26 protein-coding genes and 1 riboswitch are annotated in these 26297 nt (G+C 61.6%); of the genes, 16 read left to right on the top strand and 10 right to left on the bottom strand.

Features of this window, described 5'->3' with window-relative positions:
* Positions 1-87 precede the first annotated feature (87 nt).
* Complete coding sequence (locus tag LG281_RS16220; RefSeq protein ID WP_404402515.1) at positions 88-1242, bottom strand: hypothetical protein; 1155 nt, start codon at positions 1240-1242, stop codon at positions 88-90.
* Between the two features lie 177 nt (positions 1243-1419).
* Entirely contained in the window at positions 1420-2001 is a 582-nt protein-coding gene (locus LG281_RS16215; RefSeq protein ID WP_404402513.1) for a DUF1134 domain-containing protein, read from the bottom strand.
* 245 nt (positions 2002-2246) lie between these two features.
* Here LG281_RS16215 and LG281_RS16210 point away from each other — a divergent pair, with 245 nt between their 5' ends.
* The 3 genes from LG281_RS16210 to LG281_RS16200 all read left to right on the top strand — a co-directional run bounded on the left by LG281_RS16210 (position 2247) and on the right by LG281_RS16200 (position 3906).
* Positions 2247-2672: a YHS domain-containing (seleno)protein gene (locus LG281_RS16210; protein WP_404402511.1), complete on the top strand. Its 426-nt coding sequence runs from the start codon at positions 2247-2249 to the stop codon at positions 2670-2672.
* A gap of 109 nt (positions 2673-2781) precedes the next feature.
* Positions 2782-3441: a histidine phosphotransferase ChpT gene (chpT, locus tag LG281_RS16205; RefSeq protein WP_404402509.1), complete on the top strand. Its 660-nt coding sequence runs from the start codon at positions 2782-2784 to the stop codon at positions 3439-3441.
* 105 nt (positions 3442-3546) lie between these two features.
* Positions 3547-3906, top strand: coding sequence for a response regulator (locus tag LG281_RS16200; RefSeq protein WP_404402507.1), 360 nt, complete (start codon positions 3547-3549; stop codon positions 3904-3906).
* Here LG281_RS16200 and LG281_RS16195 read toward each other — a convergent pair.
* Positions 3903-4418: a DUF2867 domain-containing protein gene (locus tag LG281_RS16195; RefSeq protein ID WP_404402505.1), complete on the bottom strand. Its 516-nt coding sequence runs from the start codon at positions 4416-4418 to the stop codon at positions 3903-3905. The genes LG281_RS16200 and LG281_RS16195 overlap by 4 nt on opposite strands.
* 315 nt (positions 4419-4733) lie before the next feature.
* On the opposite strand from LG281_RS16195, the gene LG281_RS16190 reads away from it, so the two are divergent.
* On the top strand, positions 4734-5537 hold the full coding sequence (locus tag LG281_RS16190) for a DUF2189 domain-containing protein (RefSeq protein ID WP_404402503.1): 804 nt from the start codon (positions 4734-4736) through the stop codon (positions 5535-5537).
* Between the two features lie 81 nt (positions 5538-5618).
* Here LG281_RS16190 and ctrA read toward each other — a convergent pair whose 3' ends face one another.
* Positions 5619-6320, bottom strand: coding sequence for a response regulator transcription factor CtrA (gene ctrA / locus LG281_RS16185; protein ID WP_231804010.1), 702 nt, complete (start codon positions 6318-6320; stop codon positions 5619-5621).
* Between the two features lie 417 nt (positions 6321-6737).
* Between ctrA and fliI the strand changes: the two genes are divergently transcribed.
* From fliI to LG281_RS16170, 3 genes are read left to right on the top strand one after another with little or no spacing between them, the layout of a single operon-like run.
* Complete coding sequence (gene fliI / locus LG281_RS16180) at positions 6738-8075, top strand: flagellar protein export ATPase FliI (RefSeq protein WP_404402500.1); 1338 nt, start codon at positions 6738-6740, stop codon at positions 8073-8075.
* 19 nt (positions 8076-8094) lie between these two features.
* Positions 8095-8505, top strand: a complete 411-nt coding sequence (gene fliJ / locus LG281_RS16175) for a flagellar export protein FliJ (RefSeq protein WP_404402498.1) — start codon at positions 8095-8097, stop codon at positions 8503-8505.
* A gap of 12 nt (positions 8506-8517) precedes the next feature.
* The gene (locus LG281_RS16170) at positions 8518-8862 is read left to right on the top strand and encodes an MmcQ/YjbR family DNA-binding protein (RefSeq protein WP_404402496.1); all 345 of its coding nucleotides are present in this window, start codon (positions 8518-8520) and stop codon (positions 8860-8862) included.
* A 64-nt stretch (positions 8863-8926) separates the two neighbouring features.
* Here LG281_RS16170 and LG281_RS16165 read toward each other — a convergent pair whose 3' ends face one another.
* Positions 8927-9277: a DUF6476 family protein gene (locus LG281_RS16165; protein WP_404402494.1), complete on the bottom strand. Its 351-nt coding sequence runs from the start codon at positions 9275-9277 to the stop codon at positions 8927-8929.
* Here LG281_RS16165 and LG281_RS16160 point away from each other — a divergent pair.
* The 5 genes from LG281_RS16160 (at position 9276) to LG281_RS16140 (ending at position 14153) form a co-directional block, all read left to right on the top strand.
* Entirely contained in the window at positions 9276-10280 is a 1005-nt protein-coding gene (locus tag LG281_RS16160) for an RluA family pseudouridine synthase (protein WP_404402492.1), read from the top strand. The two genes, LG281_RS16165 and LG281_RS16160, sit on opposite strands and share 2 nt — an antisense overlap.
* 185 nt (positions 10281-10465) lie before the next feature.
* Complete coding sequence (gene rpoH, locus LG281_RS16155; RefSeq protein WP_404402490.1) at positions 10466-11341, top strand: RNA polymerase sigma factor RpoH; 876 nt, start codon at positions 10466-10468, stop codon at positions 11339-11341.
* A 59-nt stretch (positions 11342-11400) separates the two neighbouring features.
* Positions 11401-12684: a hemolysin family protein gene (locus tag LG281_RS16150; protein ID WP_404402488.1), complete on the top strand. Its 1284-nt coding sequence runs from the start codon at positions 11401-11403 to the stop codon at positions 12682-12684.
* Positions 12685-12793: 109 nt separating this feature from the next.
* Positions 12794-13750, top strand: a complete 957-nt coding sequence (locus LG281_RS16145) for a YHYH protein (RefSeq protein ID WP_404402486.1) — start codon at positions 12794-12796, stop codon at positions 13748-13750.
* Between the two features lie 97 nt (positions 13751-13847).
* Positions 13848-14153, top strand: coding sequence for a zinc ribbon domain-containing protein YjdM (locus tag LG281_RS16140; protein ID WP_404402484.1), 306 nt, complete (start codon positions 13848-13850; stop codon positions 14151-14153).
* Here LG281_RS16140 and LG281_RS16135 read toward each other — a convergent pair.
* The gene (locus LG281_RS16135) at positions 14150-14800 is read right to left on the bottom strand and encodes a thiamine diphosphokinase (RefSeq protein ID WP_404402482.1); all 651 of its coding nucleotides are present in this window, start codon (positions 14798-14800) and stop codon (positions 14150-14152) included. The genes LG281_RS16140 and LG281_RS16135 overlap by 4 nt on opposite strands.
* A 53-nt stretch (positions 14801-14853) precedes the next feature.
* Positions 14854-14952, top strand: a riboswitch (TPP riboswitch).
* A gap of 108 nt (positions 14953-15060) precedes the next feature.
* Here LG281_RS16135 and thiB point away from each other — a divergent pair.
* The 3 genes from thiB to LG281_RS16120 are packed head-to-tail and all read left to right on the top strand — an operon-like array spanning position 15061 to position 18308.
* Positions 15061-16062 (top strand): thiamine ABC transporter substrate binding subunit, encoded by a 1002-nt coding sequence (thiB, locus tag LG281_RS16130; protein WP_404402480.1) that lies wholly within the window; start codon positions 15061-15063, stop codon positions 16060-16062.
* Entirely contained in the window at positions 16034-17689 is a 1656-nt protein-coding gene (locus LG281_RS16125) for a hypothetical protein (RefSeq protein ID WP_404402478.1), read from the top strand. The genes thiB and LG281_RS16125 overlap by 29 nt, the downstream gene beginning before the upstream one ends.
* A complete protein-coding gene (locus LG281_RS16120) occupies positions 17676-18308 on the top strand; it encodes an ATP-binding cassette domain-containing protein (RefSeq protein ID WP_404402476.1) in 633 nt (210 codons plus the stop codon). Before LG281_RS16125 ends, LG281_RS16120 begins: the two co-directional genes overlap by 14 nt.
* A gap of 3 nt (positions 18309-18311) precedes the next feature.
* Here LG281_RS16120 and LG281_RS16115 read toward each other — a convergent pair whose 3' ends face one another.
* Positions 18312-20729, bottom strand: a complete 2418-nt coding sequence (locus tag LG281_RS16115; RefSeq protein ID WP_404402474.1) for a hypothetical protein — start codon at positions 20727-20729, stop codon at positions 18312-18314.
* A gap of 47 nt (positions 20730-20776) precedes the next feature.
* Entirely contained in the window at positions 20777-22066 is a 1290-nt protein-coding gene (locus tag LG281_RS16110) for an adenylosuccinate synthase (RefSeq protein ID WP_404402472.1), read from the bottom strand.
* 197 nt (positions 22067-22263) lie between these two features.
* Here LG281_RS16110 and LG281_RS16105 point away from each other — a divergent pair, with 197 nt between their 5' ends.
* Positions 22264-23241 (top strand): DMT family transporter, encoded by a 978-nt coding sequence (locus LG281_RS16105; RefSeq protein WP_404402470.1) that lies wholly within the window; start codon positions 22264-22266, stop codon positions 23239-23241.
* Positions 23242-23296: 55 nt separating this feature from the next.
* On the opposite strand, the gene serA is transcribed toward LG281_RS16105, so the two are convergent.
* Positions 23297-24886, bottom strand: coding sequence for a phosphoglycerate dehydrogenase (serA, locus tag LG281_RS16100; RefSeq protein WP_404402468.1), 1590 nt, complete (start codon positions 24884-24886; stop codon positions 23297-23299).
* Between the two features lie 80 nt (positions 24887-24966).
* The gene (locus LG281_RS16095; RefSeq protein ID WP_404402466.1) at positions 24967-26154 is read right to left on the bottom strand and encodes a phosphoserine transaminase; all 1188 of its coding nucleotides are present in this window, start codon (positions 26152-26154) and stop codon (positions 24967-24969) included.
* Positions 26155-26297: the final 143 nt, after the last annotated feature.

Raw genomic sequence — 26297 nt, 5'->3', positions numbered from 1 at the left:
CTCAAGGGGAGAAGGGGAACCGTGCGCGCGGCATGGGTTGTGTCGCAAAGAGGCGTGCCAACCCGCCATAATCACAGTGCAGAACTCCTACCGCTCCTGCAGGTTCCGCAGCGCGGCCAACCGATCGGCAACCGCCCCGCGCGCGGCCGGTGTCTGCTCGTTTTCAAGCGGCAGGTCCTCAAATTCGACGCCGTCGCCGGCAAATTTCCGGACGCGGTCGAAGAGGCTTTCGGTCTCCTCCGCTTCGATCTCGCGCGCGTCCTCGGAATAGACGAGACGCGCGGTTTCGTTCGCGATCTCTTTGAGCCGCTCGCGGAGCGCAGCGGGATCATATCGCTTCGTGCCCCAGCCACGCGCCGCGTCCTTTTCAAGCGAAAGCACCGCGTCCTTAAGCTTATCGAGCCGTTCGGCCTGACCGAGTTCGTCAGCAAGCGACAGCACCGCGTGCCCGTTCGTATCTGCAGCGGTTTCCTCCGAGTCCGAGAGCAACGCGCTCAACCGCGCCTCGGCATTGGCGATCCGCGCTTCGGCATCGTGCAACGCAAGCCGCGCGGCGCTCGACGGATCGCCCTTGGCCAGCGTATCGCGCAAGAGCGCGATGGCCTCGTCGCTTGCCGCATCGCGCTTTTTCTTTTTGTCGAGCCGCGCCAGCAGAATTTCGGCCTGCTCTTCGAGGAAGGCATTGCGCTGCCGCTCGAGCGAAAGCGCGATCAGGAGATCCTCGACATCGGACCGGTAATCGCCCGTGAGCTGATCGCCGCTGACATCCGCGCCGTCCTCCTCATCCGGCGCCAGCAGCCGCCCTGCCGGGCCTGCGGGCGCTTGCCTGTCCACCATGGCCGCGAGCGAGGCGGCATCGCGTTCGAGATTGCGGATTTGCGCAACCAATTCCTGTTCGCGCACCTTGAGCGCGCTAATCGCGTCATATTGCTCGTCGCGTTCGGCCTTGAGCGCCGCGATTTCCTGAACTTGGCTGTCAATCGCGACACTGGCATCCACCAGCTTATTACGCAGCCGCTCGATACGCATCTCGAGCCGCCGCGTCGCGATGGCGAACTCGGCGCGCAGCTTGTCCTTGTCAGCACGGAATTCATTGAGCGTTACGGGCGTCACCGCCTCGATACGGCGCTTGGTGAGACGCACGGCACGGTTCCAGATGGCCGGCACGATTGCGACGGCCAAAAGTCCTGCAGCCAGAAATCCCAGCGCGGCATACATGATATGCTCGATACCGATTCCCATAAACCTCGTCCCCAAAAGGGGCTTTGCGCATCCCCGGACATTCTGGCACGGCCCTGAAATGCCGGCCAGATTGACGTGTGCTTAACCTTACCGCGCCGCAGGCATCATCCGCAACAATGCCGCACCCGGCGCCCGGATGCGGCATCACTTCTGCTTTATCGGGCTAACCGGCGCGCCCTAGAACGGGTTCCAGGTCGGCTCACGCGTGAAATTGAGATATCCCACCGAGATGCCTGCACGCACGCCGATACCTGCGCTGATCGGCACAATCACCACATTCTGGCGCTTGAGCGCCGTCATGCCCAGCCCGCCGATGGCGTAAATCGACCCGTCCACGCCCGGATACCGGTCATAGATCGCGTCAATCGTGGGCAGGTTATAAACCAGCATCATCACCCGGCTGCCGTCCGCGCCGAAATTGAGCCCGAGGCTAGGCCCCTGCCAGAAGACGTTATGGTTGCCGGCATTGCGGGTATACATCACCCCCTCGCCGTACCGGGCACCGACAAACAGCGCGCCCGAACCCTCCTGCCCCAGAATATAGGCGTTCGGCTGCCCGTATTGACCTACGGCCCGCTCGATCAGCGAGGCGAGGCCCTCGGCCACCGATCCGAAAAACTGGTGCCCGGCGTCAACCAGCTCATTGGCTGAATAGGTCTCCGAAAGCGAGCCTTGCGGCTGGGCCTGCGTCTGCGCGGCGGCCGGCAGACTCAAGAGGCACAGCACCAGACCCAGGGTCCCGATGAGGCGTTTGAACATCAAATTCGTGCTCCCAACTCGCGTTTTACACCCCGGCCGAACCCCCCGCCGGTTAACCAAGCCCATACGGCCAGCTGTTAGTATCGGGCTTACCCGCTATTTCACTCCAATAGCGGAAATCTAGGGCGATCATGCGGCAAAGAAGTAAACAAATCTTAACCCTTACAAAGTCTTACCAAAGCGTGTTGATTGTGCTTGCGTGCCTTTTTGCCCCTACAGCCGTGGCTGCGCAGGAACAGTCCATCGTGACCAACGTCTTAACCGGTGTCGCCATCGACGGATACGATCCGGTCTCTTATTTCACGAACCCGGAACCCCTTCGCGGCTCCCCGCAATACGTCCATGAATGGGCCGGTGTGCCCTGGTATTTCGCGTCCGCCGCCAATCGCGACGTCTTCGCCCGCGCGCCCGAAATCTACGCCCCGCAATTCGGCGGCCACGGCGCCATGGCCATGGCACGCGGCTACCTCTCGGACGGTAATCCGCAAATCTACCGCATCATTGGCGACCGGCTGTTTCTCTTTTTCTCGGTCGGCAATCGCGAGGCCTTCGAACTGGCAGGCGCAGCCGCGCTTGCCCAGGCACTCGGCAATTGGGAGGCGCTCCCGCCCGCGCGCGGACAAGAGCCGTTTGTGCCACCGATTGGGGCCGGTGACGCTCCGCCACGATAATGCAATATTGGGCAAAGTCTTCGCCCAGCGGGCACAAAACGTTGCCGCCATGAGTCTGGCCTGTAAAGTGCGAACAAGTGATTCTCAATTCCAGGATGGGACCAAAGCCATGACGAGCACGGTCGAACTCGAAGCGGCGGATCTCGCGGCATTGCTGTGCTCGCGCGTGTGCCACGATCTGATTAACCCGGTCGGCGCCATCGGCAACGGACTCGAAGTCCTGTCCGATCCCACCCAGACCGAAATGGCCGATTTCGCAAGGGAACTGATCGAGAATTCGACAAAGCAGGCGCGCGCCAAGCTCGAATACGCGCGTCTCGCCTTCGGCGCCTCCTCGACCGCGGGGACGGATATCGATACCCGCGAGGCCGAACGCGTCGCCAAGCTTCTGATCGCGGGCGAGAAGGCCGATCTCGATTGGCAGATCCCCCCGCTCATCATCCCGAAAAACAAGGTCAAGCTTCTGCTCAACATGCTGCTGATCGTCATTGGCGGTGTGCCGCGCGGCGGCCAGATCACGGTTGAGATCGGCGGCGAGCCGGGAACCGAGAATTTCTCCATCACCGCCACCGGCCCCAAAACGCTGGTACCCAGCGGCATTCCCGGTCTTCTCGCGGCCACTCCCGAAGATGGCAATGTCGACGCACGCGGCATCCAGCCCTATTACACCGGCCTCCTGGCCCGGCTGTGCCATATGGGCCTCAATATCGGCGTCGAGAACGAGGAACTGCGCTTCACAGCCGACCCTCTGCCCCACGATATCGATTAAAGCGCGGCGGGTACGGATAAGCGTTCGCTAACCATTGCGGTCTAGAGTGCCGAAGCGCCTTGGCGGGCGTCTAGCTGGCAACGAGCCCGTTGGGGAGTACGCATCATGAAATCGTGCCTGATCGTTGATGACTCAAGTGTTATCCGCAAGGTCGCGCGCCGCATTCTCGAAAATATGGACTTCATCGTCGATGAAGCCGAGGACGGCCAGGAAGCCTACGAAAAATGCGGGCGGGAGATGCCGGACGTCATCCTGCTCGACTGGCAGATGCCGATCATGAACGGGCTGGAATTCCTCAAGGCTCTGCGGGGCTATAACGGCGGTGACAAGCCCAAGGTCGTTTACTGCACCACCGAGCGCGATATCGGCCAGATCGCCATGGCCCGCAAGGCGGGTGCCAACGACCATATGCTCAAGCCCTTTGATAGGGCATCGCTCGAGGCCAAGTTCCAGCCGTTCGTTTAGCGTCCCCGCTCCACATCGTCCCTGAGATTGGCCAGCATGCGCCAGACGATGAGTTTGTGGAACGGCAGCACGCCCCAGAGATAGAGCCGCCCCCAGATATTGTGCGGATGCACCCAGGTCGCGAGCGCGACATAGCCCATGGGCGCGCGCGTCTTGATGACGGAAATCCGGAAGTCCATATGCCTGTCGTCCGACCCGAACGTGACTTCTTCGGAACTGACATGATCGACCGCAAACGCCCCCGTATAGCGCCGCTCGAGAATATCGTCGCGCGTCGGCGGCGCGTAGCCCTGCTCTGTCCCGGTCTTGAGGCCGAACGGCTTGACGAGTGCATTCCGGATCGCGAGCAGCACCATCACCCAGCGCGGCATGGCAAAAACCGTCATCAACGCCAGGTCCGCAGCCGAGAGGCTCGGCTCGGGCACGCGCGCGATCTGGCAATCGAGAAAGTCCCCCTCGGTGTAGTGACGCATCAGGGCGCCGGTCTGAGGGTAGCGAAACGCTTTGGGCAATTGGTTCTCCGCCGCAGGAACGTGCATCAACCCTAACGCCACACACGCGCAGTTCACCCTGCACCGATGTCGCACGCCCAGGCGCACCGACTACAAAACCCAATAAGCTATTGTCTTGTTTATCTTTTTCGTGATCGTGCGCGGAATCGTCGCAACCGAACCGTGCTGCCTTATGCAGCTGCACGTTGGCGTGAGTGCCCCGCGACAATTTGTCCATTTCGCGTTATTCTTGGGCCTAGCTGGAGCCTGGATGGTCCGGCTCCGGCGCGAATGGTGGGTACTGCTGTGCCTGCCCAACCCTCAAAGGAGGCGGACATGCCGGCAGTTGAGGCAAAACATATCCGCAATACCCGGAGCAAACCCGACGGTCAGGTCGACAATATCCGTTCCATTACGCTCTCCGATGTCTTCGCCGCTCTCAAAAAGGGCGCATCCGATTTCTGGGAACGGCCGTCCCATTATATTTTCCTCGTCATCATCTATCCGGTCGTCGGCTTCATTCTGGCCGTCTGGACCGCCGGCGGGGAGACTTTCTCTCTGCTCTATCCAATAGCGACCGGCTTTGCGCTTGTCGGCCCGATCGCCGGGATCGGACTTTACGAGATCAGCCGAAGGCGCGAGCAGGGCCTGGACGACCACCCCGTCTATGCCTTCATGGTCCTGCGCTCGCCGGCCATCGGCGCCATCCTCGCGCTGGGACTGGTGCTGGCGATCATATTCGGACTTTGGCTTTTTGCGGCCAACTCGATCTACGTCTTCTTTTTCGGCGAGAACGGCCCAACCAACCTGCCCGACCTGCTCGCGGCAGTGTTCACGACCTCCGAGGGCTGGGGTCTGCTCATCTGGGGCAATCTCGTCGGCCTCGTTTTCGCCTTCGTAGTTCTGGCGACCACCGTTGTCGCCTTCCCAAGACTGCTCGACCATGGAGGAAGCGCAGCGGATGCCGTTGCGCTGTCGGTTCGCGCCGTGACCCATAATCTCGTCCCCATGCTCGCCTGGGGTCTGATCGTGGCGGTGCTGCTTTTTATCGGGTCGCTGCCGCTCTTCGTCGGACTTGCCATCGTGCTCCCGATCCTTGGCCACGCGACCTGGCACCTCTATCGCGCCGTTGTCGAATAACGAGCAAAACCAATAAGAAAGGCCCCGCATCGAAGGATGCAGGGCCTCTTCTATCGCCTCCAGCAAAGCGCGGAAGGGGGGTTACGCGCTTTCGGAAAACTCGGCTTCGTCCGGCTCGCGCAGCACATAGCCGCGGCCCCAGACGGTTTCGATGTAATTCTTGCCCGCCGTCGCCACCGAGAGCTTCTTGCGAAGCTTGCAGATGAAGACGTCGATAATCTTGAGTTCGGGCTCGTCCATCCCGCCATAGAGGTGGTTGAGGAACATTTCCTTGGTGAGGGTGGTGCCCTTGCGGAGCGAGAGAAGCTCCAGCATCTGGTATTCCTTGCCAGTGAGGTGTACCCGCTGGCCGCCGACTTCCACGGTCTTGGTGTCGAGGTTGACGCTTAGATCGCCGGTGTTGATGACCGACTGGGCGTGACCCTTGGAGCGCCGCACGATCGCATGAATGCGCGCTACCAATTCGTCTTTGTGGAAGGGCTTGGTCATATAGTCGTCGGCACCGAACCCGAGACCCCGGACCTTGTCTTCGATGCCCGCCAGACCCGAGAGGATGAGGATCGGCGTTTGAACCTTCGCAACGCGGAGCGTGCGCAGTACTTCATAGCCACTCATATCGGGCAGATTGAGATCAAGCAGAATGATGTCGTAATCATAAAGCTTGCCCAGATCGACACCTTCCTCACCGAGGTCGGTGGTGTACGCGTTGAAACTTTCCGACTTGAGCATCAGCTCAATGCTCTGCGCTGTCGCGCTATCGTCCTCAATCAAGAGTACACGCATGCCTATCCCCTTACCTTAGGTTCCTACTGGAACCGGGAAGACGCGATCTTTCCCGTCAACCTTAACCAAACCCTACTGGGTACGATTCGAACCTACCGGCAATTAGTTAACAAAGTTTAATTCGGTTGGGCAATATGCAATCCGGATTAACCCAGAAGCTTTTTAAGTTATTGTTTTTTCTTAAAATTTTCGGGAAATTTTTCTTAATTCTTTACGTTAAGAAAGCCCTTCAAATGACTCTTGGGACTCGGTGAATTGCCAGCCATGTCGGGGAAACGGGCGCACGCCGCCCAGAAGAGAAAATTTTGCTCAACACCTCCCTCTATCGCATCGGAATTAAGGTTGCGTTACCAAGGCGACAGGCTTGGCCCGAATCATTCACAATCGGCCGCAGCCGCCACGAGGAAAGTCACAGCCGTGCAGTCGCTCATCTCAGACATCGAGGCTATCGACGAGATCGAGGTGTTCGGGCGCGTCAAGACTGTCCAGGGCCTGCTGATCGAGGTCGTCGGCCCTGTACGCGAACTGCGTGTGGGCGGCCGGGTCTTCATTGAAACCCAGTCCGGCGCCACGCTGCCGTGCGAAATCATCGGCTTCCGCGACGGGCTTGCGCTTTGCCTGCCCTTCGGCCCGGTCGAAGGCGTCCGGCTCGGCTGCAAGGCGATCTTCGCCGGCCATGACGGTGCGGTCTACCCCGACCGGACCTGGCTCGGGCGCACGATTAATGCCGATGCCCAGCCGATAGACGGTGGCCCGCCGCTGTTGCGCGGTGCAGAGCCCTATGGGCTGCGCAACACACCCCTGCCGGCCCACGAACGCGCTCGCGTTGGTGAACCGATCGATCTGGGGGTCAGAGTTCTCAACACCTTCACCACATGCTGCGAAGGCCAGCGTATGGGCATCTTCGCCGGTTCAGGCGTCGGCAAGTCTGTGCTGATGAGCATGCTCGCGCGCAATACCGACGTCGACGTCGCCGTCATCGGGCTGATCGGCGAGCGCGGCCGCGAAGTTCAGGAGTTTATCTCCGAATATCTCGGCGAAGAGGGTATGAAGAAGGCCATCGTCATCGTCGCGACCTCCGACGAGTCCGCGCTCATGCGCCGTCAGGCTGCTTACCTCACCATGACGCTCTCGGAATATTTCCGCGATCACGGCCAGCGCGTCTTGTGCATGATGGACAGCCTCACCCGCTTCGCCATGGCCCAGCGCGAGATCGGGCTGGCCATCGGCGAGCCGCCGACCGCCAAAGGTTACCCGCCGACCGTCTTCACCGAACTGCCCCGGCTGCTCGAACGCGCCGGGCCTGGACTCAAAGAGTCTGGCTCCGTTACCGGTCTGTTTACCGTTTTGGTGGAAGGTGATGATCACAATGAACCCATTGCGGACGCCGTACGCGGCATTCTCGATGGCCACATTGTCATGGAGCGCTCCATTGCCGAACGCGGCCGGTTTCCGGCGGTCAATGTATTGCGCTCCGTATCGCGAACCATGCCGGGCTGCGTGCCTGAGGATTTCAGGCCGACGCTCGGCAAGGCAAGGGAATTGATGTCGGTATTTGCCGATATGGAGGAACTGATCCGGCTGGGCGCTTACCGGAAAGGATCGGATCCCACGGTTGACCGCGCCATCGCGCTCAACCCCGCTCTGGAAGCGTTTTTGAGCCAGAGAGGGGACGAACGCACCTCGATTGCCGACGGGTACAATTTGCTCGCGGCGATCCTGGAAACCGGTGGCGGGGGCGATCAGGCGGCTTGATGTGTAAGGAGTACAAGTCATGAAGTCGAAGAGCGCAAGCTTGATCCGGCTTAAGAAGTTCCAGGTCGACGAGAAGCGCCGTCAGGTCCTTCAGATCGAGACGATGATTGGCGATTTCGAACGCATGGCCGCCGAACTCGATCAGCAGATCGAGATCGAGCACCAGAAGACCGGCATAACCGATACTGCGCATTTCGCCTATTCCACCTTCGCCAAGGCCGCCATGACGCGCCGCGACAACCTTCTGGTTTCGGCCAACGACATGCGCGAAAAACTCGAAGCGGCCCAGGACGATCTCGCCGAAGCCATCGAGGACCTCAAAAAGGTGGAACTGCTCGACCAGCGGGAGAATGCTCGCGAAAACGCTGAGGCCCTCAAACGCGAACAGGCGGAATACGACGAAATCGGCCGCATCCGGCATAGGCGGTAAGCGGAGGAGCGGATGACCTTCGATGACATCCGCCGCATTGCTCTCAAATTCCCTGGCGTCGTCGATGCAACGAGCTACGATACGCCTGCCATCAAGGTTGGTACGCAATTTCTCCTGCGCGAGCGAGATCCCGGCATCGTCGCCATGCGCTGCGCCTCAATCGATGATCGTGACTTGCTCATCGAAACCGGGGAAGACGCCTTCTTCATCACCGATCACTATAGGGATTACCCCTACGTTCTCATCCGGCTCGAAACACTCGATCCTGCGCGCTTTACGTTTTTATTTGAGGCGATCTGGCGGCAAAAGGCGCTCCAAAAGCATCTCAAAGCATACGAAGACACCAGAGGCAGCTAGCCGGCATTTCTGGCGCTCACATGCGGCCTCGCATGCCGCCATGTCCTCACGCCGGCGAGCCGACCTACTCGGAGACCACCGCGATCTCGCGCACGATGTCGCCGGTCTCCCCATCATAGAGCCGGATCATCGTGGCCCCGTTGCGCACATAGGTGACCACCACAAGCCCGTCCTGCACTGCGCTTGAAACCACCTCTGCGTCCGCCGGCACCGGCACGGCGTCCAGAACGTATTCTGCAGCCGGATCGACACTCATTGCCGCCAGCCGATAGACAACGACCCCGGCAATCGCCATAAAGCCGATCAGCATGATGAGCATGGAGAACGCCGCCCGGCGGCGCGCCTTGGCCATGATCGCCTCACCTTCGGGGCTCAAGGGCTTATCATCTTCGTCTTCGACTTCAGGGTTACGCATGAACGATCCGCAAATTGATGGGCACGACGCGACCGTTGCCCAAGAAGAGGCAGGCACGCGGCTCGACGCATTTCTCGCAGCCCGTTTCCCTGTCTTCTCGCGCAACCGGATCAAGGATCTGATCCTTTCAGGCGCAGTGACCATCGACGGAACGGCGAACGAGACGCCCAAATATCGCGTGAAGGCCGGAGAGTCCATAACGCTTACTGCCCCCGAACCGGTCGAAGCCCAACCCGAGCCGCAACAGATCGCGCTCGATATCCTCTATGAAGACGACGCCCTCATTGTCATCAACAAGCCCGCCGGCATGGTGGTGCATCCCGCCCCCGGCAATGAGGACGGAACGCTCGTCAATGCGCTGATCCACCATTGCGGCGAAAGCCTGCGCGGCATCGGCGGCGTGAAGCGGCCCGGCATCGTGCACCGGCTCGACAAGGACACCTCCGGCGTCATGGTCGCCGCCAAGACCGAAACGGCCCACAACGGGCTCGCGGCCCAATTCGCGGACCATGGCCGTTCCGGCCCGCTCGAACGCGCCTACATCGCCTTCGTTTGGGGCACACCGAACCCACTAAAGGGCACGATAGAAACCCAGATCGGCCGCGATCCGCACAACCGGCTCAAACAGTCCGTCCACCCGCGCGATGGACGCGACGCGATCACCCACTATAGCGTTGCGGAACGCTTCGAGGCGGAGACTTGGTCCGTTGCTCAGGTCACCTGCACGCTCGAAACCGGACGCACGCATCAGATTCGCGTCCACATGGCCCATATCGGCCATCCGCTTCTGGGCGACGCGCTCTATGGCGCCGGTTTCGCCACCAAAATCAACAAATTGCCTGCTCCTGCCGCTGCGGCGCTCAAGGCCCTTGACCGCCAGGCCCTTCACGCCGCCGTGCTCGGATTTGCCCACCCCGTGAGCGGAAAAACCTTGCGCTTTTCGACCGATCTGCCGCAAGATATGCAAGAGCTTGCAACTACGCTGTCGCCTTACGCGTTGTAACAGACGTGAGAAAGACATGCGCCCAGCGAAAATCGGATTTTCGCTGGCCGAGGGATGTATTCGCCAAATTCCGACCTATATTGAGCGCGAATGTGCCTTCTCGCGCGCCAACGGCAAGTGTGGGCGCGAGCGAGGCTTGGCCTGCCGGGAGGCTCCGGGGGCTAGTCCTTTAAGGGGGTGCTGATATGGCCCAATCAAATCTTCCAGTCCTGTCGTCAGAAGACGGGCTGAACCGCTATCTGCAGGAAATCCGCCGGTTCCCGATGCTGGATGCCGACGAGGAATTCATGCTCGCCAAGCGGTATAAAAAGCATGGCGACCCAGAGTCCGCCCAGAAACTCATCACGTCCCATCTGCGGCTCGTGGCGAAAATCGCCATGGGCTATCGCGGCTATGGCTTGCCCATTTCCGAGGTGATCTCGGAGGGCAATGTCGGCCTGATGCAGGCCGTCAAGCGCTTCGAGCCCGACAAGGGCTTCCGTCTTGCCACTTACGCCATGTGGTGGATCCGCGCCTCGATCCAGGAATACGTCCTGCGCTCGTGGTCGCTGGTCAAGATCGGCACGACGGCGGCGCAAAAGCGCCTGTTCTTCAATCTGCGCCGCATCAAGGGGCAGATCGCAGCGCTCGAGGAAGGCAGTCTGCATCCCGACCAGGTCAAGCAGATCGCTACGACCTTGAACGTCTCGGAGGATGACGTCGTTTCGATGAACCAGCGCCTCTCCGGCGATGCTTCACTCAACGCACCCATGCGCGCGGACGAGGGCACCAGCCAGTGGCAGGATTGGCTCATCGACGAAGCGCCCGACCAGGAAGAAATCCTTGGCGAAAGCCAGGAGTTCGATGAGCGCATGGAACTGCTGAACGGCGCTATGGAGGTCCTCAACGACCGCGAGCGCGCGATCTTCCGCGCCCGGCGCCTGCAGGAAAATCCCTCGACGCTCGAAGAGTTGGCGCAAGAATACGAAGTTTCCCGCGAGCGTATCCGCCAGATCGAGGTCCGCGCCTTCGAAAAGGTGCAGGATGCGGTGAAGGAAGCCGCCCGCGCGCAGGCAAGCTGACGGGCGCCGGCGGGTGGATGACAGCATGGGCATGAACGCAACCAGACCGCGCGCGGCCCATGCTTGAGCCCATCATCCTCGCCGCGCTCATTCTTTTGAACGGCCTGTTCGCACTCTCCGAGCTCGCTGTCGTTGCCGCCCGCAAACCTCGCCTCAAAACGCTTGCCGCTGGAGGCCGACGCGGTGCGGCGACCGCGCTTGCGCTCGCTGAAAACCCTGGACGGTTCCTGTCCACGGTCCAGGTGGGTATCACGCTCATCGGTATCGTTGCCGGCGCGTTTTCCGGCGCGACTCTGGGCGGGCGCACCGCCGACGCTCTCATCGGATTGGGTATTCCAGACACCGCTGCAGCGCCTCTGGGCTATGGCGGCATCGTCGTCATCGTCACCTATCTTTCAGTGGTCGTCGGCGAGCTCGTGCCCAAACAGCTCGCGCTGCGCCATGCCGAAGCTATCGCCTGCGCGGTAGCTCCGCTGATGCGTGGGATATCTATGATCGCCGGGCCTGCTGTCTGGCTGCTCGATGCGTCGACGCAGACCGTCTTTCGTCTCACTGGCCAATCCGAGGTCGCTGAGAACATGGTGACCGAGGAGGAGATCAAATCGCTCGTTTCCGAAGCCGCCGAGCATGGCGTGATTGAAACCGACGAAAAGCGCATGATTGCCGGCGTGCTGCGCCTTTCGGACAAAACAGCCCGCGCGGTGATGACCCCTCGCGTCGATGTCGAAACCATTGCGCTCGGCGCGAGCGCCGACGCGATGCGCAAGATATTCACCACGACCCGCCATTCCCGGTTGCCGGTCAGCAACAAGGGCGAAGACGATGTCGTCGGCGTGGTCTATGTCCGCGACGCGCTCGTCGGCGGCCTGCCGGAAACCCGAAGCGATCTCGAAGCGCTGGTGCGTGAAATCCCGATCGTTCCCGACACCCTGGGCGCGCTCGACGTTCTCGACCGCCTGCGGGACGCCGACCATCCCATGGTGCTGGTTTTCGACGAATACGGCCATTTCGAAGGCATCGTCACATCGGCCAACCTGCTCGAAGCGATCGCCGGCGTCTTCCGCTCCGATCTCGATGTCGCTGAGGAAGAAGATATCGTTCGCCGTGCCGATGGCTCTTGGCTCTTTTCGGGTTCTTTGTCTGCCGATGCGATGGCTGAAACGCTTAGCATCGTGTTGCCCTCCAAAACGGCCTATCAGACTGTCGCTGGCTTCTTTATCAGCGAAAGCGAACACGTTCCGAAAACCGGGGACGAAATCGAGGTCCATGGATGGCGCTTCGAAATTGTCGATATGGACGGAAACCGCATCGACAAGGTTCTGGCACAACGGTTGGAAGCCTGAGAGCCCAGCCGAAAATATCGGCGAGTTACCCGATCAACTCAGGTGGACTTATTTCAATAAAATTGTATTGTTCCTCCGTTTTTCAAAACATTGGGGGCACCGAAGCATAATGCAGACTCTTTTTCACACAAAAACTCTCACTATTGTCACCTTTGCACTTTCCGCATCTTTAGCTGCCATATCATCGGCCTTTGCCCACCCGATCGTCATAGGCGACGGCAAAATCGCCACCTCGCCGCGCACGGGCTACGTTTTTTCCTGCGTCCAGCAGTTCAGCTCGAACGCCGGTGCGCACGCCACCGGTGATTGGATCGATGAGGCCGCGGGCACCTGGGACCCCGATCTCAAGCCGGTCGTCGATGGCTCCGTCAATTGGCCGTCCCAGATTTCGATCACGGTGGACGGCGATAAGCGGGTTGTAAGAGCGAACGGGCTTCCCGATCACCCGACCGGGGTTTATCCGATCAGCTCGTCCGACGACGCCTATCAATACGACCGCAATCCAAACGCGATCAGCGGGCAGGACGTTCTTTTGTCGCTGAGCGCGAACCCGCAACTGACGAGTTCGCCAAGCTGCCTGCCGCTGGGCATGGTGGGGTTTGCCTTGAACGGCACGGCAATCTTCAACGCGCTCGACGCAAGAGGCGACGATGCACCGGCTTATGAAATCCAGGACGCTTGCAACGGTCATCCCGAGGCGACCGGGGAATATCACTACCACAATCTCTCGCCCTGCCTGACGGACACCCGCTCAGGGCCGAACGGGCACAGCGACCTGCTCGGTTATGCGCTCGACGGGTTCGGAATTTACGGCATGTATGACGAAGGGAGCGCCATGCTCTACAGCAGCGGCCTCGACGAATGCCATGGTCATGTCGGCCCGGTGATGTGGGATGGCGTGGCGGTCGAAATCTACCACTATCACTTCACCGAAGATTATCCCTACACAGTGGGATGCTTCGCTGGGCAGGATGTGGTGTCACTTTCGCGGGGTGGCGGCGCAGGCGACGGACAGGGCAACGCTCCGGGCGGCAACCGCCAGCCGCCTCCACCGCGCCGGAACTGATCGGTATGGCGAGCCGCATCGCGATTGCGCCATCCGTCCGCGTCGTATAAGCGGAGTACTCTGGCGCACCAGCCGACATTCCCTGTGAGAGCACGACATGACCGACGGCAATGACGACTATGTTTACGACGAAGCGACCGGCGAATGGCGCCCGGCTTCAGAGATGGTGGCGTCCGCAGAGGCCAATCAGATCGTCGTCGTCGATGCATCCGGCAACGTCCTTGCTGATGGAGATTCGGTGACGCTCATCAAGGACCTCAAGGTCAAGGGCACCAGCCAGACGATCAAGCAGGGCACCGTCATCAAAACGATCCGGCTCACCGACAACCCCGAGGAAATCGACTGTCGCCATGACGGTATAAAGGGGCTCGTCCTGCGAACGGAATTTGTCCGCAAGCGTTAGCCGACAGCGGGCAAAAGCGTTCGGTCGAGGATCAAAAGCCACGGGCTCTGCTCCCCCTCCGCGACCGTGATCGAAACGACATCCGCCGTCGCTTCGTTCGATGTTCCGATCCGCCCGCCCTGCTCCATGACGAGCCCATCGAGCGGATAGAGCAGCCCCTCGGACCCGGCAAATGCCGTCCGGCCCAACGGGTAGACCGAAACCCGTGAGCCTTTGCCCACCTCAACACTGATCGACCCCGAAACCCCCAGCGCCAGATCGTGCTCGTCGACAAGAATAATCTTGCGCTCATGCGCCATCTTCGCAACCGCGTTGAGCGCGGCCAGCGTGTGATCGAAGCGCCCGCCGGTCATCCCAAGCCCCAGCGTTAGCGGTGCGCGGCTGGAATAGAGACACTTGCCGAAATCGGTGCTGTCCTGCTCGGCGATCCTGATGACCCGCGTCGTATCCGGGAAACCCGAAAGGTCGTCCACCGAGTCCATATCCCCGATCACCGCGTCGGGGACCAGGCCGGCCTTGAGGATCGTATCCCCGCCGCTGTCCGCCCCGATGATTCCCGCAGCGCCCTGCGCCAGCGTGCGCAACAGCTCTGGCTCCACTGTCCCACCGCCCACAACAATGAGCGTGCCGTCGAAAACGAGCGGCAACTCGCCAGAAAAATCATGCTCTTGCGCTGAGGAAGGCCCGGTTATAGTGTCGCCTCGTCTCGCTGGGGTGCTCCCGATTTCGGGGGCTGAGAAAGACCCATTGAACCTGAACCAGGTCATGCTGGCGGAGGAAGTTCGAGATGGCAAGGCATATAGCCGCCGATGCCATTTGTCACGACTCTTCATCCTTTCATGACCGCACCACCGGCCCGGCAACGCACACCCGATGCAATGCGTTGCCCAAGCGAAAGGAAAAAACCATGACTCGCTTGATCTCCACGAGCCTGTGCGCGGTTGCCTTCGGATGCATCGCATCCGCGGCCCAAGCGCAGGAAACCCTCACCATCTACACATACGATGCCTTCGCCGCCGATTGGGGCCCCGCCCCGGCGCTCGAGGAAGGCTTCGAGGCCCAATGCGGCTGCGATCTCGAATTCATCGCCGCGGACTCCTCGATCGGCGCGCTTCGCCGTGCCCAGCTCGAAGGCGCGGAAACCGATGCCGACATCATCCTCGGCCTCGACACTGCGACCATCGGCGAAGGCAAGGCGACCGGGCTATTCACCGAACACAACCTGGACCTGCCCAACCTCGACATCCCCCTCGACTGGTCCGACGAGATCTTCGTGCCCTTCGACTACGGCTATTTCGCCTTCGTCTACGACAGCGAGAATGTCGAGAACCCGCCTGCGAGTTTCCAGGAACTCGCCGCGCGCCCCGACGATTTCAAGATCGTCATCCAGGACCCGCGCGCTTCGACCCCGGGTCTTGGCCTCGTCCTCTGGATCAAGGCCGCCTATGGCGACGACGCCAACGAAGCCTGGGCCGAACTCGCCCCACACGTTCTGACCGTCACCAATTCCTGGTCGGAATCCTACGATCTCTTCCTCGCCGGTGAAGCCGACATGGTACTCTCCTACACCACCTCCCCGGCCTATCACCTCATCGCCGAAGGCGAAGACCGCTATGCCGCCGCGAAGTTCGAGGAAGGCCATTACACCCAGATCGAGGCCGCCGGCATCCTTGCTTCGAGCCCGAACAAGGATCTCGCCCGCGAATTCCTGTCCTACCTCATTTCTCCCGAGGCCCAGGCGATAATCCCCACGACCAACTGGATGTACCCGGTCACCGAGCCCGAAGGGGGCCTGGAGCCTGGCTTCGAGCAGATGATCGACCCCGCCCCGGCCCTGCTCCTCGATAGCGAAACCGTCACAGAAAACACGCGAGCCTGGATTGAAGAAGCCTTCGCTGAGCTTCGGTAAGCTGCCACACATAGGCCCTCCCCTCGCCGGGGAGGGCCTCCTCGGTCGTTGGCGCCCCCTCCGCGCGTTCACCGGCATCGCGATCGCCCTCGCCATTGCGGCGCTCATCGCGGCATTGCTCATCGCGCTCTCGGTTGCCGGGCGGACCATCCCCACCACGGGTTCGACGGTCACCGGCATTGCGCGTCTCGTCGTCATGTCCGGGATACAGGCCGCGCTTTCGACGCTGCTCTCGCTCATAACCGGCGTCGCCCTCGCCTGGTCACTCGACCGTCTGCGTTTTCGAGGACGCGGCTTCGTCGTGGGCCTCTTGTCCACCGCGCTCGTCCTGCCCGCACTCGTCATCGTCTCGGGCCTCGTTGCGGTCTGGGGCCGCAACGGCTGGATCAACGCGCTGATCGACCCACTCGGCCTCAGCGCCCCCTCAATCTTCGGCCTCGGCGGTATTCTCGCGGCGCACACGCTTTTGAACGGCGCGTTTTCAGCCCGCATCTATCTCGACCGCCTCGAAGCCATCCCACCCGAAAAGCTCAAGCTCGGCCGCAGCCTCGGACTGTCCGCATGGCGCCGCTTCACCGTGATCGACATCCCCGCCCTCGCCGGCTCGGTGCCCGGCGTTGGCGCAACAATCTTCCTTTTGTGTTTTACGAGCTTCCCCATCGTTCTGGTTCTGGGCGGAGGCCCCGCAAACCAGACGCTTGAAGTGGCAATTTTCCAGGCGGTCCGGCTCGATTTCGACCTCGGCGCCGCAGTCCGCCTCGCAATCGTGCAGCTCGTTGTCTGTGCTGCGATCATCATACCCGCGTCGAGCCTCTCCCCCGCCGCCGCCCTCTTCGGCCGCCGGTCCCGTTACCACTGGCCCGAAAGCCGGCCCGTCACGGTGGCGCAGACACTCATCCTGACCGTTCTGCTCCTGGGCTTCCTCACACCTCTTCTGGCTGTCCTCGCGCGGGGTCTGGGTCCGGCTCTCCTCAGTGTCCTCGGACAAGCCAATTTCTGGCGCGCGCTCTGGACCAGCCTCACGATTGGGTCCCTGTCCGCACTCCTCACCCTTGCGCTCGCCCTCGCGCTGGGTATGGCCCGCGCCCTTGAACCGCGCCAGAGCGCCTTGCGTACCGCGCTCGGTGTTCCTGTCTTCACCTATCTCGCGGTTCCTGCCGTCGTCCTTTCGCTGGGCTTTTTCCTCCTTGCGCGCTTTATCGGCGTGCCCACGGGAGGCGCCGCGCCGGTGGTGCTCGTCATCGCCAACGCACTCCTCGCGCTGCCCTTTGCCTTCGCCACCCTCAACCCGCCGCTCGAAGCCATCGCCCGGCGCAACAAGAAGCTCATCCGCGCGCTGGGACTGTCCAGCACCGCCCAATGGCGCCGCATCGAATGGCCGCTCCTGGGCCGCCCCATCGGCTATGCTCTCGCGGTCGCTTTCGTTTTTTCCCTAGGCGATCTGGGGGTCATCTCGCTCTTTGGCACGTCCGAATTCTCCACCCTGCCCTGGCTGATGTACCGTGCGCTCGGTGCCTACCGGAGCGCCGACGCCGAGGCCATCGGTGCGATCCTGCTCATACTGAGCCTTTCAGCCTTTATCGCCATCCCCAAGCTCTTCGAGGTCGTCACCAATGCTCGCGATTGAGGCCGTCTCCTTCCGCCACACCGCCGACGGCCCACTCTTTTGCTTCGACATGGAGGTTGCCCCCGGAGAGATCGTCGGGCTGACCGGTCCTTCGGGCTCGGGCAAATCCACCCTGCTCGACCTCGTCGCAGGATTCCTCGCCCCGCTTTCAGGCAACATCACGCTCGAAGGCGCTTCTCTCCTCGGTCAGCCCCCCGAAACCCGCCCGGTCTCTATCCTCTTTCAGACCGATAACCTCTTCGAGCACCTCTCTGCCGGTGCCAATGTTGCGCTGGGGCTGTCCAGCCGCGCCAAGGCACACGACCCAGCGGTGGAAGCCGCGCTCGACCAGATGGGATTGAAAAGTTTCGCCTCCCGCCGCGCCGCCGATCTTTCGGGCGGCCAGAAGCAACGTGTCGCGCTCGCCCGGACGCTTCTGCGCAACAAGCCGGTCCTGCTGCTCGATGAACCGTTCACGGGCCTCGACGAAGCGACGGCGGTACCCATCCGCAAATCCATTGCCGACCTTGTCGCCCGGAACGACTGGCACGCTATCCTGGTGTCGCATCAGAAAGAGGACGTCGCGGCTCTCGCCGCGCGCCGCTATGAGATCCGGGACGGCCAGACCCGCCCCGTCTAATCCTTACTGTGCGGCGTCGCCATCTGCGGCTGCAGTGTCCTCGGCAGCCCAGGCGTCCAGAACCTCCTGGAAGATCGCGTCGCCATCTTCGCCCTTTTCAAGCGTCAGGATCGCTCGCCGCCCCGTGCCATAAACCATGGCGAGGTCGAGCCAGGCGCGGTCGCGCAGCAATTGCACATTGTTCGCAGCGTCCTGATCGCTCGCGCTCGAGAGCGCAAAGAGGAACGAATTGCCCACGATTCGCGCCGAGGCGCCCGTCAAAGGTTGACCTTGCACGAGTTCCTCATCCTTGAGCAGCACGCCGGGCAGATTGGCGATAGACCCGCCGATAAAGGTCTCGGCAACGTTGAAATTGACTTCCATCAGATGGCTGGCCGGCAAAGTTGCATCCGCGTTCCGGCGCAACAGCACTTCGACATCGAGATTGCGCGCCGGAATGCTCGCATTGGCTTGAATCGTCGGCTGGCCGAGCTCATCGCTCCCGCGGCTCCAGGTCACGCTGCCTGAATAGGGCACGGCACCGGCATTGCCGCCGGGCTGCTCCTCGAGCAACAGCGATTGCGGCCCCTCGGCAACTGCAACCGCGGGTTCATCGCCTGTGGCTTCCGCAGGCGCATCGAGCGTGGGCGTCCCGGCTTCAGAAGGCAGCCGGTCCTCGAAGGACAGCGCGGGCCCATTGTCGCCATTGGCCGGCGTTTCGGTTTCGGCAAAGGGTTGCCCGGCCTCGCCGTTCTCGATGGTTTCGGTCGCCGGTTGCTCAGGCGTATCGGTGGTATTGACCGGCCCGTTCGGACTCGGGGGGTCCGCTTCGGATACCGCTTCCGTTGCGGCGTCCGGTGCCGTTCCGGTGGTGCTAGCCGGTTCGTTCACAGGCTCGAGCGTATCGTCGGATTGCGCAACTTCGGCGGGTGTCGTGGCATCCCCGCCTGATTGTGCAAAGATCGTGTCGAGATCGATATAGCCCTCGCGCCAGGCCCAATATCCGCCCGCGCCGCCGCCGGCTAAAAGGACGATGGCAATAACGAGAAATACTGTGAGCGCTCCAAATCCGCCGGATTTCTCCGTATCTTCGGTCGCCGGCGCGGCTTCCTCCTCGGATATTTCGAGGCTGGCGGCGGGCTCCGTCGCGATTGCCGCCTCGGCTGTTTGTTGTTCAGCCTCTGGCTCGCTTTCCCCGCGTGCCTCGCGGTCGAGCGCAGCAATCGCCCTGTCGATGGTGCTTTGCGGGTCGGAATTTTCAGGCGCATTGGCCTCGATCTCGACCTCGCGCACGCTCGACATCGCTTCGCCAACGCCGGTTGCTGAAAGCGGCGCGATCGGCACGCTGCGCCCGATCGGCACACCATGCGTATCCACAAGTCCGGCGCTTGATCTGACCTCGCCTTCATATGGACTGGTAATGAAATGCTTTTCGCTGCGCGGCGCATCGTCCCTGAGTGCGACCAGATCCGGCGCTTCTCCAGCCGGGCTGTCGCCGGTCCCGACATCGTCCTCGGCAGCACGCCGCGAAGCGGCTTCGCTCTCGGCGCTCGCCTGCGCAATGATATCCTCAATGGACGCCGGTCCCTTGCTTTCCGGCGCATGTCCGATCGGCACGACGTTATCGAGCTGCGGCTCGGGAGCGGCGCTAGCGGTAATCGGCTCGCTGGAAGTAACCGGCTCTGCCGGCATAAAGGGTTCGGCTTGTTCTTCCGCAGGTTCGGAATGCGCAGCAACCGGCTCCGCTTCAGCCTCGGGTTCTTCGGTGGCAGGCTCAGTGCCTGCTTCCGCTATGGCCTCTTCCTGCTCGACCTCGGTCTCCACAGCAAGAACGGCTTCTTCTTCCTCCTCCTCACCCGGCTCCTCCTCGAGCTGCTCTGGCCCGAGTTCAGCTTCGGCTTCGGCTTCGGCTTCAGTTTCAGCTTCGGCTTCGGCTTCGGCTTCGGCTTCGGACGGCTCTTCGGTCAGAGCAGGAGGCTCGTCCATCGCGTCCGGCTCCTCGGGCGCGGGCTGTTCATCCTCAGGAACTGCTTCCGTCTCGACAACAGGCTCTCGTTCCTCGGGTTCGGGCTCAACCATTTCGGCTTCAGCCTCAACCGCTGACGCCTCCGGCTCGACCTCCTCCGGCACCTCCTCGAGAGGTGCAGTGGGAGCCTCAGCTTCCGTCTCCGGCGCTTCGGCAACAGCAATCCCGGCTTCGGGCTCCTCCTCCCGATACCGGCCCAGAAGCTTGTCGGTCGCTTCCTGCTCGACTTCGCGGATACAATCCTCGAGGTTGAGCCGGTGCTGGGTGATTTCACGCGCCGGCAAAGGCGGCTCGATGGCCCTGAGCTGCGCAACCAGCGCGCTCCGCGCTTTCTCATAAACCGCGCGGCGGTTGGCACCGGTATTTTCCGGCAGGGCGTCGATCGCCCTGCGCAGCAGTTCACGATAATCGGCCATTATCTACTCAACATTCACTTTCTGCCGACGTTTTCTAGCAAAATTTCTCAGTCTTGGAACGGGTCCTGAACCAAAATCGTGTCTTCCCGTTCCGGGCTGGTCGACAAAAGCGCGACCGGCGCACCGATCAGTTCTTCGATATGGCGCACATACTTGACGGCCTGCGCGGGCAGATCGGCCCAACTGCGCGCACCGGCCGTCGTGTCTTTCCAGCCTTCGAGCGATTCATAGATCGGCTTGACTCGACTTTGTGCCCCCATTGAGGCAGGCAGGTAGTCTATGCGCTTGCCATCGAGTTCGTAACCCACGCACACCTTGATCTCATCGAGCCCATCGAGCACGTCGAGCTTGGTGAGCGCAATCCCGTGAATCCCGGATGTCCGCACGGTCTGCCTGACGATCACGGCATCGAACCACCCGCAGCGCCGCTTTCGCCCGGTCACCACGCCAAACTCATTCCCGCGCTCACCCAGGAACTGTCCGACGTCGTTGTCCTGCTCGGTTGGGAATGGCCCCTCGCCCACGCGCGTCGTATAGGCCTTGGTGATCCCAAGCACATAGTCGACAGCCGTGGGCCCGAGTCCCGAACCCGGGGCAGCTTGTCCGGCGACAGTATTGGACGACGTCACGAACGGATAGGTCCCGTGATCGTTGTCGAGCAGCGCACCCTGTGCGCCCTCGAAAAGGATGCGCTCACCCTTCTTGCGCCGATCGTCGAGCACTTCCCAGACCCGATCGATGAACGGCAGCATCTGGTCGGCAACCGCCATCAGTTCATCATAGATCGCCTGCCCGTCGATCTCCGCCGCGCCCATGCCACGCCGCAGCGCGTTGTGGTGCGTCAAAAGCCGTTCGATCTTCGCCATCAGCGTATCGGGTTCGGCAAGGTCGCACACCCGGATCGCCCGGCGTCCCACCTTGTCTTCGTAAGCGGGCCCTATGCCGCGCCGCGTGGTGCCGATCTTGAGCCCGGAATTGGAATCCTCGCGCAGCGCATCGAGCTCGCGGTGCAGCGACAGGATCAACGGCGCGTTCTCAGCCACCCTTAGAATCTCCGGGGTGATCGAAATCCCCTGGCTTCCGAGTTTCTCGATCTCGGCGACGAAATGATGCGGATCGACCACGACCCCGTTCCCGATCACCGAGAACTTGCCGCGCACCAGCCCAGAGGGCAGTAGCGAGAGCTTATAGCTCACCCCGTCGATGACGAGCGTATGACCGGCATTGTGACCGCCCTGATAGCGCACCACCACATCCGCGCGCTCGGAAAGCCAGTCGACGATCTTGCCCTTGCCCTCGTCGCCCCATTGCGAGCCGACCACCACTACATTCGCCATTTGCGCTCCGCGTGTCCTTTTGCTTTGCAGTTCACGCGCGAATATCCGGAACTGCCGAAATAGCTGCCCCGCCGCGCGCATACCTTGGTCGCGTTGTGCGCCCCTAATATTTTTGCCTACACAAGGGACGCCCTGTGGTCTAGAGCGGGAGTTAAACCCGCGCTAGACCGCGTGTTCTATAAAGCACAAGGCTGATTATGACAAAGCACAACGCGCCCGAGAGAGGTACAATCAACCTGTTTGATGCGATCTGGGGTCAGGCCTACCTGCTGTTGTTCCTCGCCCCACTCTCGTGGGCCGGGAATATCGTCGCCAGCAAGCTTGCCGTCGGACAGATCGATCCGCTCGTCCTTTCGGCGCTGCGCTGGCTGTTTGCACTGATCATTCTCGCATGGTTCGCCCTCCCCCATGTGCGCCGGGACCGGGCCGAAATCATGCGGAAGTGGTACTGGTTCGCCGCATACGGCGCGCTGGGCTTCGCCACGTTCAACACTCTCATGTACGGCGCCGCGCTCTTCACCACGGCCGTCAACATCTCGATGGAACAGGCCGCCATCCCGGTCCTCGTGATGATCGGAAACTTCCTCGTCTTCAAAGTCCGTGCCACACTGCTGCACATCGTCGGCGTCGCCCTCACCATCTATGGTGTCCTCCATGTAGCGACCCACGGCGACCCCACGCGCATCCTCTTTCTCGACGTCAATATCGGCGATGGCATGGTGATCGGCGCGTGCCTTTGCTACACGATCTATTCGCTGACGTTGAAGTTCCGCCCCGCCGTTCACTGGCTGAGCTTCCTCTTTGCCTCCACCGCCTTCGCGGCCCTCACGGCGCTTGTCTACGTCACGCTCTTCGGCGCCGGCATTCCGGCCATCGCCGAAGCCTTCGTCTCGACCCCGCCCGCCGGCTGGTTCATCGTGCTTTATGTCGCGATTTTCCCCACCATCGTCGCCCAGCTCTGCTACGCGCGCGGCGTCGAACTGATCGGCCCCAACCGCGCCTCGATCTTCATCAACCTCCTGCCGGTCCTGGGCGCCATCCTGTCGGTGATCCTTGTGGGCGAAGGGCTGTCGCTCTACCACTTCATCGCAGCGGTCTTCATCATCGGCGGCATCGTCCTTTCCGAATACGCCGCCCGCACCCGGCAAAACCGCAGCCTCAAGCCGCCGGTATGAACAAAAAGGCCGGCGCAAGTGCACCGGCCTTTTCCGTAATCGTAATTGCCAAACGCTACACCGTGAACTTGAGCGCCTTGGCCTGCACCACGCCCTCGAGCCGCGCAATCTGCTCGATCTGGCTATCGTCCAGCATCTGATCGATAGCCAGAAGCGCGATCGCATCCTTGCCCTGTTCGAGCCGGCCGAGGTTGAAGTTGGCGATGTTGATGTCGAGCTGCCCCAAAAGCGTACCCAGCCGGCCAATGAACCCTGGCTTGTCCTCATTGGTGACGTAAAGCATGTTCGGGGTCAGCTCAGCCTCCATCGTGATCCCCTTGATCCCGACGATACGCGGGCTGCCCCCGCCGAAGACCGTCCCTGCGACGCTCCGCTCCTGACGCTCGGTTATCACCGTGAGGCGGATAAGATTGTCGTAGATCGTCTGCTCTTCCCGGCTCACAGTCTCAACCGCAATGCCACGGTCTTTCGCCAGAACCGGCGCGGAAACCATATTCACATCACCCAGAAGCGGCTTGAGAACGCCGTTGAGCGCCGCAGCCACCATCGGCTTGGTGTTGAGCGCGGCGACCTCACCCTCGAACGTGATCCGCACGCCACTGATCGCGGTTTCGGTCAACTGTCCCGCAAACGAACCCAAAAGCTCCGCGAGCTTGACGAACGGCGTCAGAATGGGCGCCTCTTCCGCCGAAATCGACGGGAAGTTGAGCGCGTTGATCACTTCGCCGGTATTGAGGTACGCCGATATCTGCTCGGCTACCTGCAGCGCCACATTCTCCTGCGCCTCGGTCGTCGACGCACCCAGATGCGGGGTGCAGATGACGTTCGGCATATCGAACAGCGGATTGCCTTTAGCCGGCTCCTCGAGGAACACGTCGAGCGCCGCGCCGGCAACCTTGCCGTTCTCCAGCCCTTCCTTGAGCGCCACCTCGTCGATGAGCCCGCCCCGCGCGCAGTTGATGATGCGCACACCATCCTTCATCTTCGAAATCGCAGCGCCGTCGATAATATTTCGCGTCGCATCGATCAGCGGCGTGTGGAGGGTGATGAAGTCCGCCCGCGCGAGCAGATCGTCGAGCTCCACCTTCTCGACACCGAGATCGATCGCGCGATCAGCGGTAAGGAACGGATCATACGCAATGACCTTCATCTTCAGCCCCTGCGCACGATCCGCGACGATCGACCCGATATTGCCCGCGCCGATGAGCCCCAGCGTCTTGTTGGTCACCTCGACGCCCATGAAGCGGTTCTTTTCCCACTTGGACGCCCGTGTGGAGGCATCCGCCTCAGGGATCTGCCGCGCCAGTGCCAGCATCATCGAAATCGCGTGCTCGGCGGTCGTGATCGAGTTGCCGAAAGGCGTGTTCATCACGATGATCCCCTTGGCCGTCGCCGCCGGGATATCGACATTGTCGACCCCGATCCCGGCGCGTCCGATCACCTTCAATTTCGTCGCCGCCGCGATCACCTTCTCGGTCACCTTGGTCGCCGAACGGATCGCCAACCCGTCATACTCCCCAATGATTTCGAGGAGTTTCTCCTTGTCCTTGCCGACATCCGGCAGATAGTCGACCTCGACCCCGTTATCCTTGAATATCTGAACGGCGGTCGGCGAAAGTTTGTCCGATACGAGAACCTTGGGCATCTGTGCCCTCCATCAATAGCGAGATTGGGAAAAGATCCGGCGGCGCGCGTCGTTCGCAGCCAGCCACCGGTCCGTGAATCTTAAGCGCCGAGCGCCTTTTTCTCGATGGCAAACGCCCAGTCGAGCCACGGCGTCAGCTTTTCGAGGTCGGCGGTCTCGACCGTCGAGCCGCACCAGATGCGGAAACCCGTCGGTGCATCGCGATAGGCCCCGATGTCGTAGGCGACACCGGCCTTATCGAGCTTGGTGACCACCGCTTTGGCGAGCTTGGCCTGGTCCTCGCCGGACAGTTTGGCGACCGATGGATCGACGATCTTCAAGCATACCGAAGTGTTCGACCGCGTCTTGGGATCGACCGCGAGGAAATCGACCCATTCGGTCTTTGCGACCCAATCGGCAATCGCCTTGGCATTGGCGTCGGCGCGAGCCTGCAGGCCCTTGAGGCCGCCTACCGAAAGCCCCCATTCCATCGCATCGATGGCGTCTTCGACGCAGAGCATCGAAACGGTGTTGATGGTCGCGCCCTCAAAGACGTCCACCATCAGCTTCCCGCCCTTGGTAAGCCGGAAGATCTTGGGCAAAGGCCGGTTTTTCGGCGTAAACGTCTCCAGCCGCTCGACCGCGCGCGGAGAAAGGATGAGGATGCCATGCGCGGCCTCCCCTCCCAGCGCCTTCTGCCAGGAGAAGGTCACCACATCGAGCTTGGTAAAATCGAGATTCTGCGCGAACGCCGCCGAGGTCGCGTCGCAAATGGTCAGCCCTTTGCGATCCGCCGGGATCCAGTCGCCATCGGCAACCCGCACGCCCGAAGTCGTGCCGTTCCAGGTGAAGACCACATCGTTGTTGAAATCGACCTTGGAGAGGTCCGGAAGTTCGCCATAGTCGGCCTTGAGAACCCGTACGTCCTCAAGTTTCAGCTGCTTTTGAACGTCGGTCACCCACCCGGCACCGAAGCTCTCCCACGCGAGCATATCCACCCCGCGTGCGCCGAGCATCCCCCAAAGCGCCATCTCCACCGCGCCGGTATCGGACGCGGGAACGATGCCGATGAGATAGTCGGCGGGCACTTCGAGAAGCTCACGGGTGAGATCGATCGCCCGCTTGATCCGCGCCTTGGCGGGCTTGGCGCGATGCGAGCGCCCGGTAAGCGCGCCAGCGAGCGCTTCAACCGTCCAACCGGGACGCTTTGCGCAGGGACCTGAAGAAAAATTAGGATTGGCCGGACGCACGTCCGGCTGGGCGGCGGTGGCCGCTTGGGGTTCTGTCATGTCACTCCATCCTTCCAGATGGGTCGTCCCTCGTTGGGGAGGGATGGCCCGCAGCCCGTATAGGGGAGGATGGGGGTGTTGGCAAGGGGAAGTTTCTTCCGAGAGCGCTTGTGCTCTTCACACCAACCTCTCGCCTCCCCGGT

It is taken from the genome of Pelagibacterium halotolerans (assembly GCF_044811015.1).
Classification (GTDB): Bacteria; Pseudomonadota; Alphaproteobacteria; order Rhizobiales; family Devosiaceae; genus Pelagibacterium; species Pelagibacterium halotolerans_A.
The sequence above is the reverse complement of the archived record's forward strand: the minus strand, read 5'-3'. Positions and strand labels throughout refer to the sequence as shown.

What these genes read in the sequence shown, in the direction of transcription:
- LG281_RS16220 (WP_404402515.1), bottom strand. Translation starts at nt 1,242, where the DNA reads ATGGGAATCGGTATCGAGCATATCATGTATGCCGCGCTGGGATTTCTG.
- serA (WP_404402468.1), bottom strand. Translation starts at nt 24,886, where the DNA reads ATGCCCAAGGTTCTCGTATCGGACAAACTTTCGCCGACCGCCGTTCAG.
- LG281_RS16160 (WP_404402492.1), top strand. Translation starts at nt 9,276, where the DNA reads ATGAACGATCCGCAAATTGATGGGCACGACGCGACCGTTGCCCAAGAA.
- LG281_RS16110 (WP_404402472.1), bottom strand. Translation starts at nt 22,066, where the DNA reads ATGGCGAATGTAGTGGTGGTCGGCTCGCAATGGGGCGACGAGGGCAAG.
- LG281_RS16115 (WP_404402474.1), bottom strand. Translation starts at nt 20,729, where the DNA reads ATGGCCGATTATCGTGAACTGCTGCGCAGGGCGATCGACGCCCTGCCG.
- chpT (WP_404402509.1), top strand. Translation starts at nt 2,782, where the DNA reads ATGACGAGCACGGTCGAACTCGAAGCGGCGGATCTCGCGGCATTGCTG.
- LG281_RS16200 (WP_404402507.1), top strand. Translation starts at nt 3,547, where the DNA reads ATGAAATCGTGCCTGATCGTTGATGACTCAAGTGTTATCCGCAAGGTC.
- LG281_RS16140 (WP_404402484.1), top strand. Translation starts at nt 13,848, where the DNA reads ATGACCGACGGCAATGACGACTATGTTTACGACGAAGCGACCGGCGAA.
- thiB (WP_404402480.1), top strand. Translation starts at nt 15,061, where the DNA reads ATGACTCGCTTGATCTCCACGAGCCTGTGCGCGGTTGCCTTCGGATGC.
- LG281_RS16170 (WP_404402496.1), top strand. Translation starts at nt 8,518, where the DNA reads ATGACCTTCGATGACATCCGCCGCATTGCTCTCAAATTCCCTGGCGTC.
- LG281_RS16105 (WP_404402470.1), top strand. Translation starts at nt 22,264, where the DNA reads ATGACAAAGCACAACGCGCCCGAGAGAGGTACAATCAACCTGTTTGAT.
- LG281_RS16190 (WP_404402503.1), top strand. Translation starts at nt 4,734, where the DNA reads ATGCCGGCAGTTGAGGCAAAACATATCCGCAATACCCGGAGCAAACCC.
- LG281_RS16095 (WP_404402466.1), bottom strand. Translation starts at nt 26,154, where the DNA reads ATGACAGAACCCCAAGCGGCCACCGCCGCCCAGCCGGACGTGCGTCCG.
- LG281_RS16120 (WP_404402476.1), top strand. Translation starts at nt 17,676, where the DNA reads ATGCTCGCGATTGAGGCCGTCTCCTTCCGCCACACCGCCGACGGCCCA.
- rpoH (WP_404402490.1), top strand. Translation starts at nt 10,466, where the DNA reads ATGGCCCAATCAAATCTTCCAGTCCTGTCGTCAGAAGACGGGCTGAAC.
- LG281_RS16165 (WP_404402494.1), bottom strand. Translation starts at nt 9,277, where the DNA reads ATGCGTAACCCTGAAGTCGAAGACGAAGATGATAAGCCCTTGAGCCCC.
- LG281_RS16215 (WP_404402513.1), bottom strand. Translation starts at nt 2,001, where the DNA reads ATGTTCAAACGCCTCATCGGGACCCTGGGTCTGGTGCTGTGCCTCTTG.
- fliJ (WP_404402498.1), top strand. Translation starts at nt 8,095, where the DNA reads ATGAAGTCGAAGAGCGCAAGCTTGATCCGGCTTAAGAAGTTCCAGGTC.
- LG281_RS16150 (WP_404402488.1), top strand. Translation starts at nt 11,401, where the DNA reads ATGCTTGAGCCCATCATCCTCGCCGCGCTCATTCTTTTGAACGGCCTG.
- LG281_RS16145 (WP_404402486.1), top strand. Translation starts at nt 12,794, where the DNA reads ATGCAGACTCTTTTTCACACAAAAACTCTCACTATTGTCACCTTTGCA.
- ctrA (WP_231804010.1), bottom strand. Translation starts at nt 6,320, where the DNA reads ATGCGTGTACTCTTGATTGAGGACGATAGCGCGACAGCGCAGAGCATT.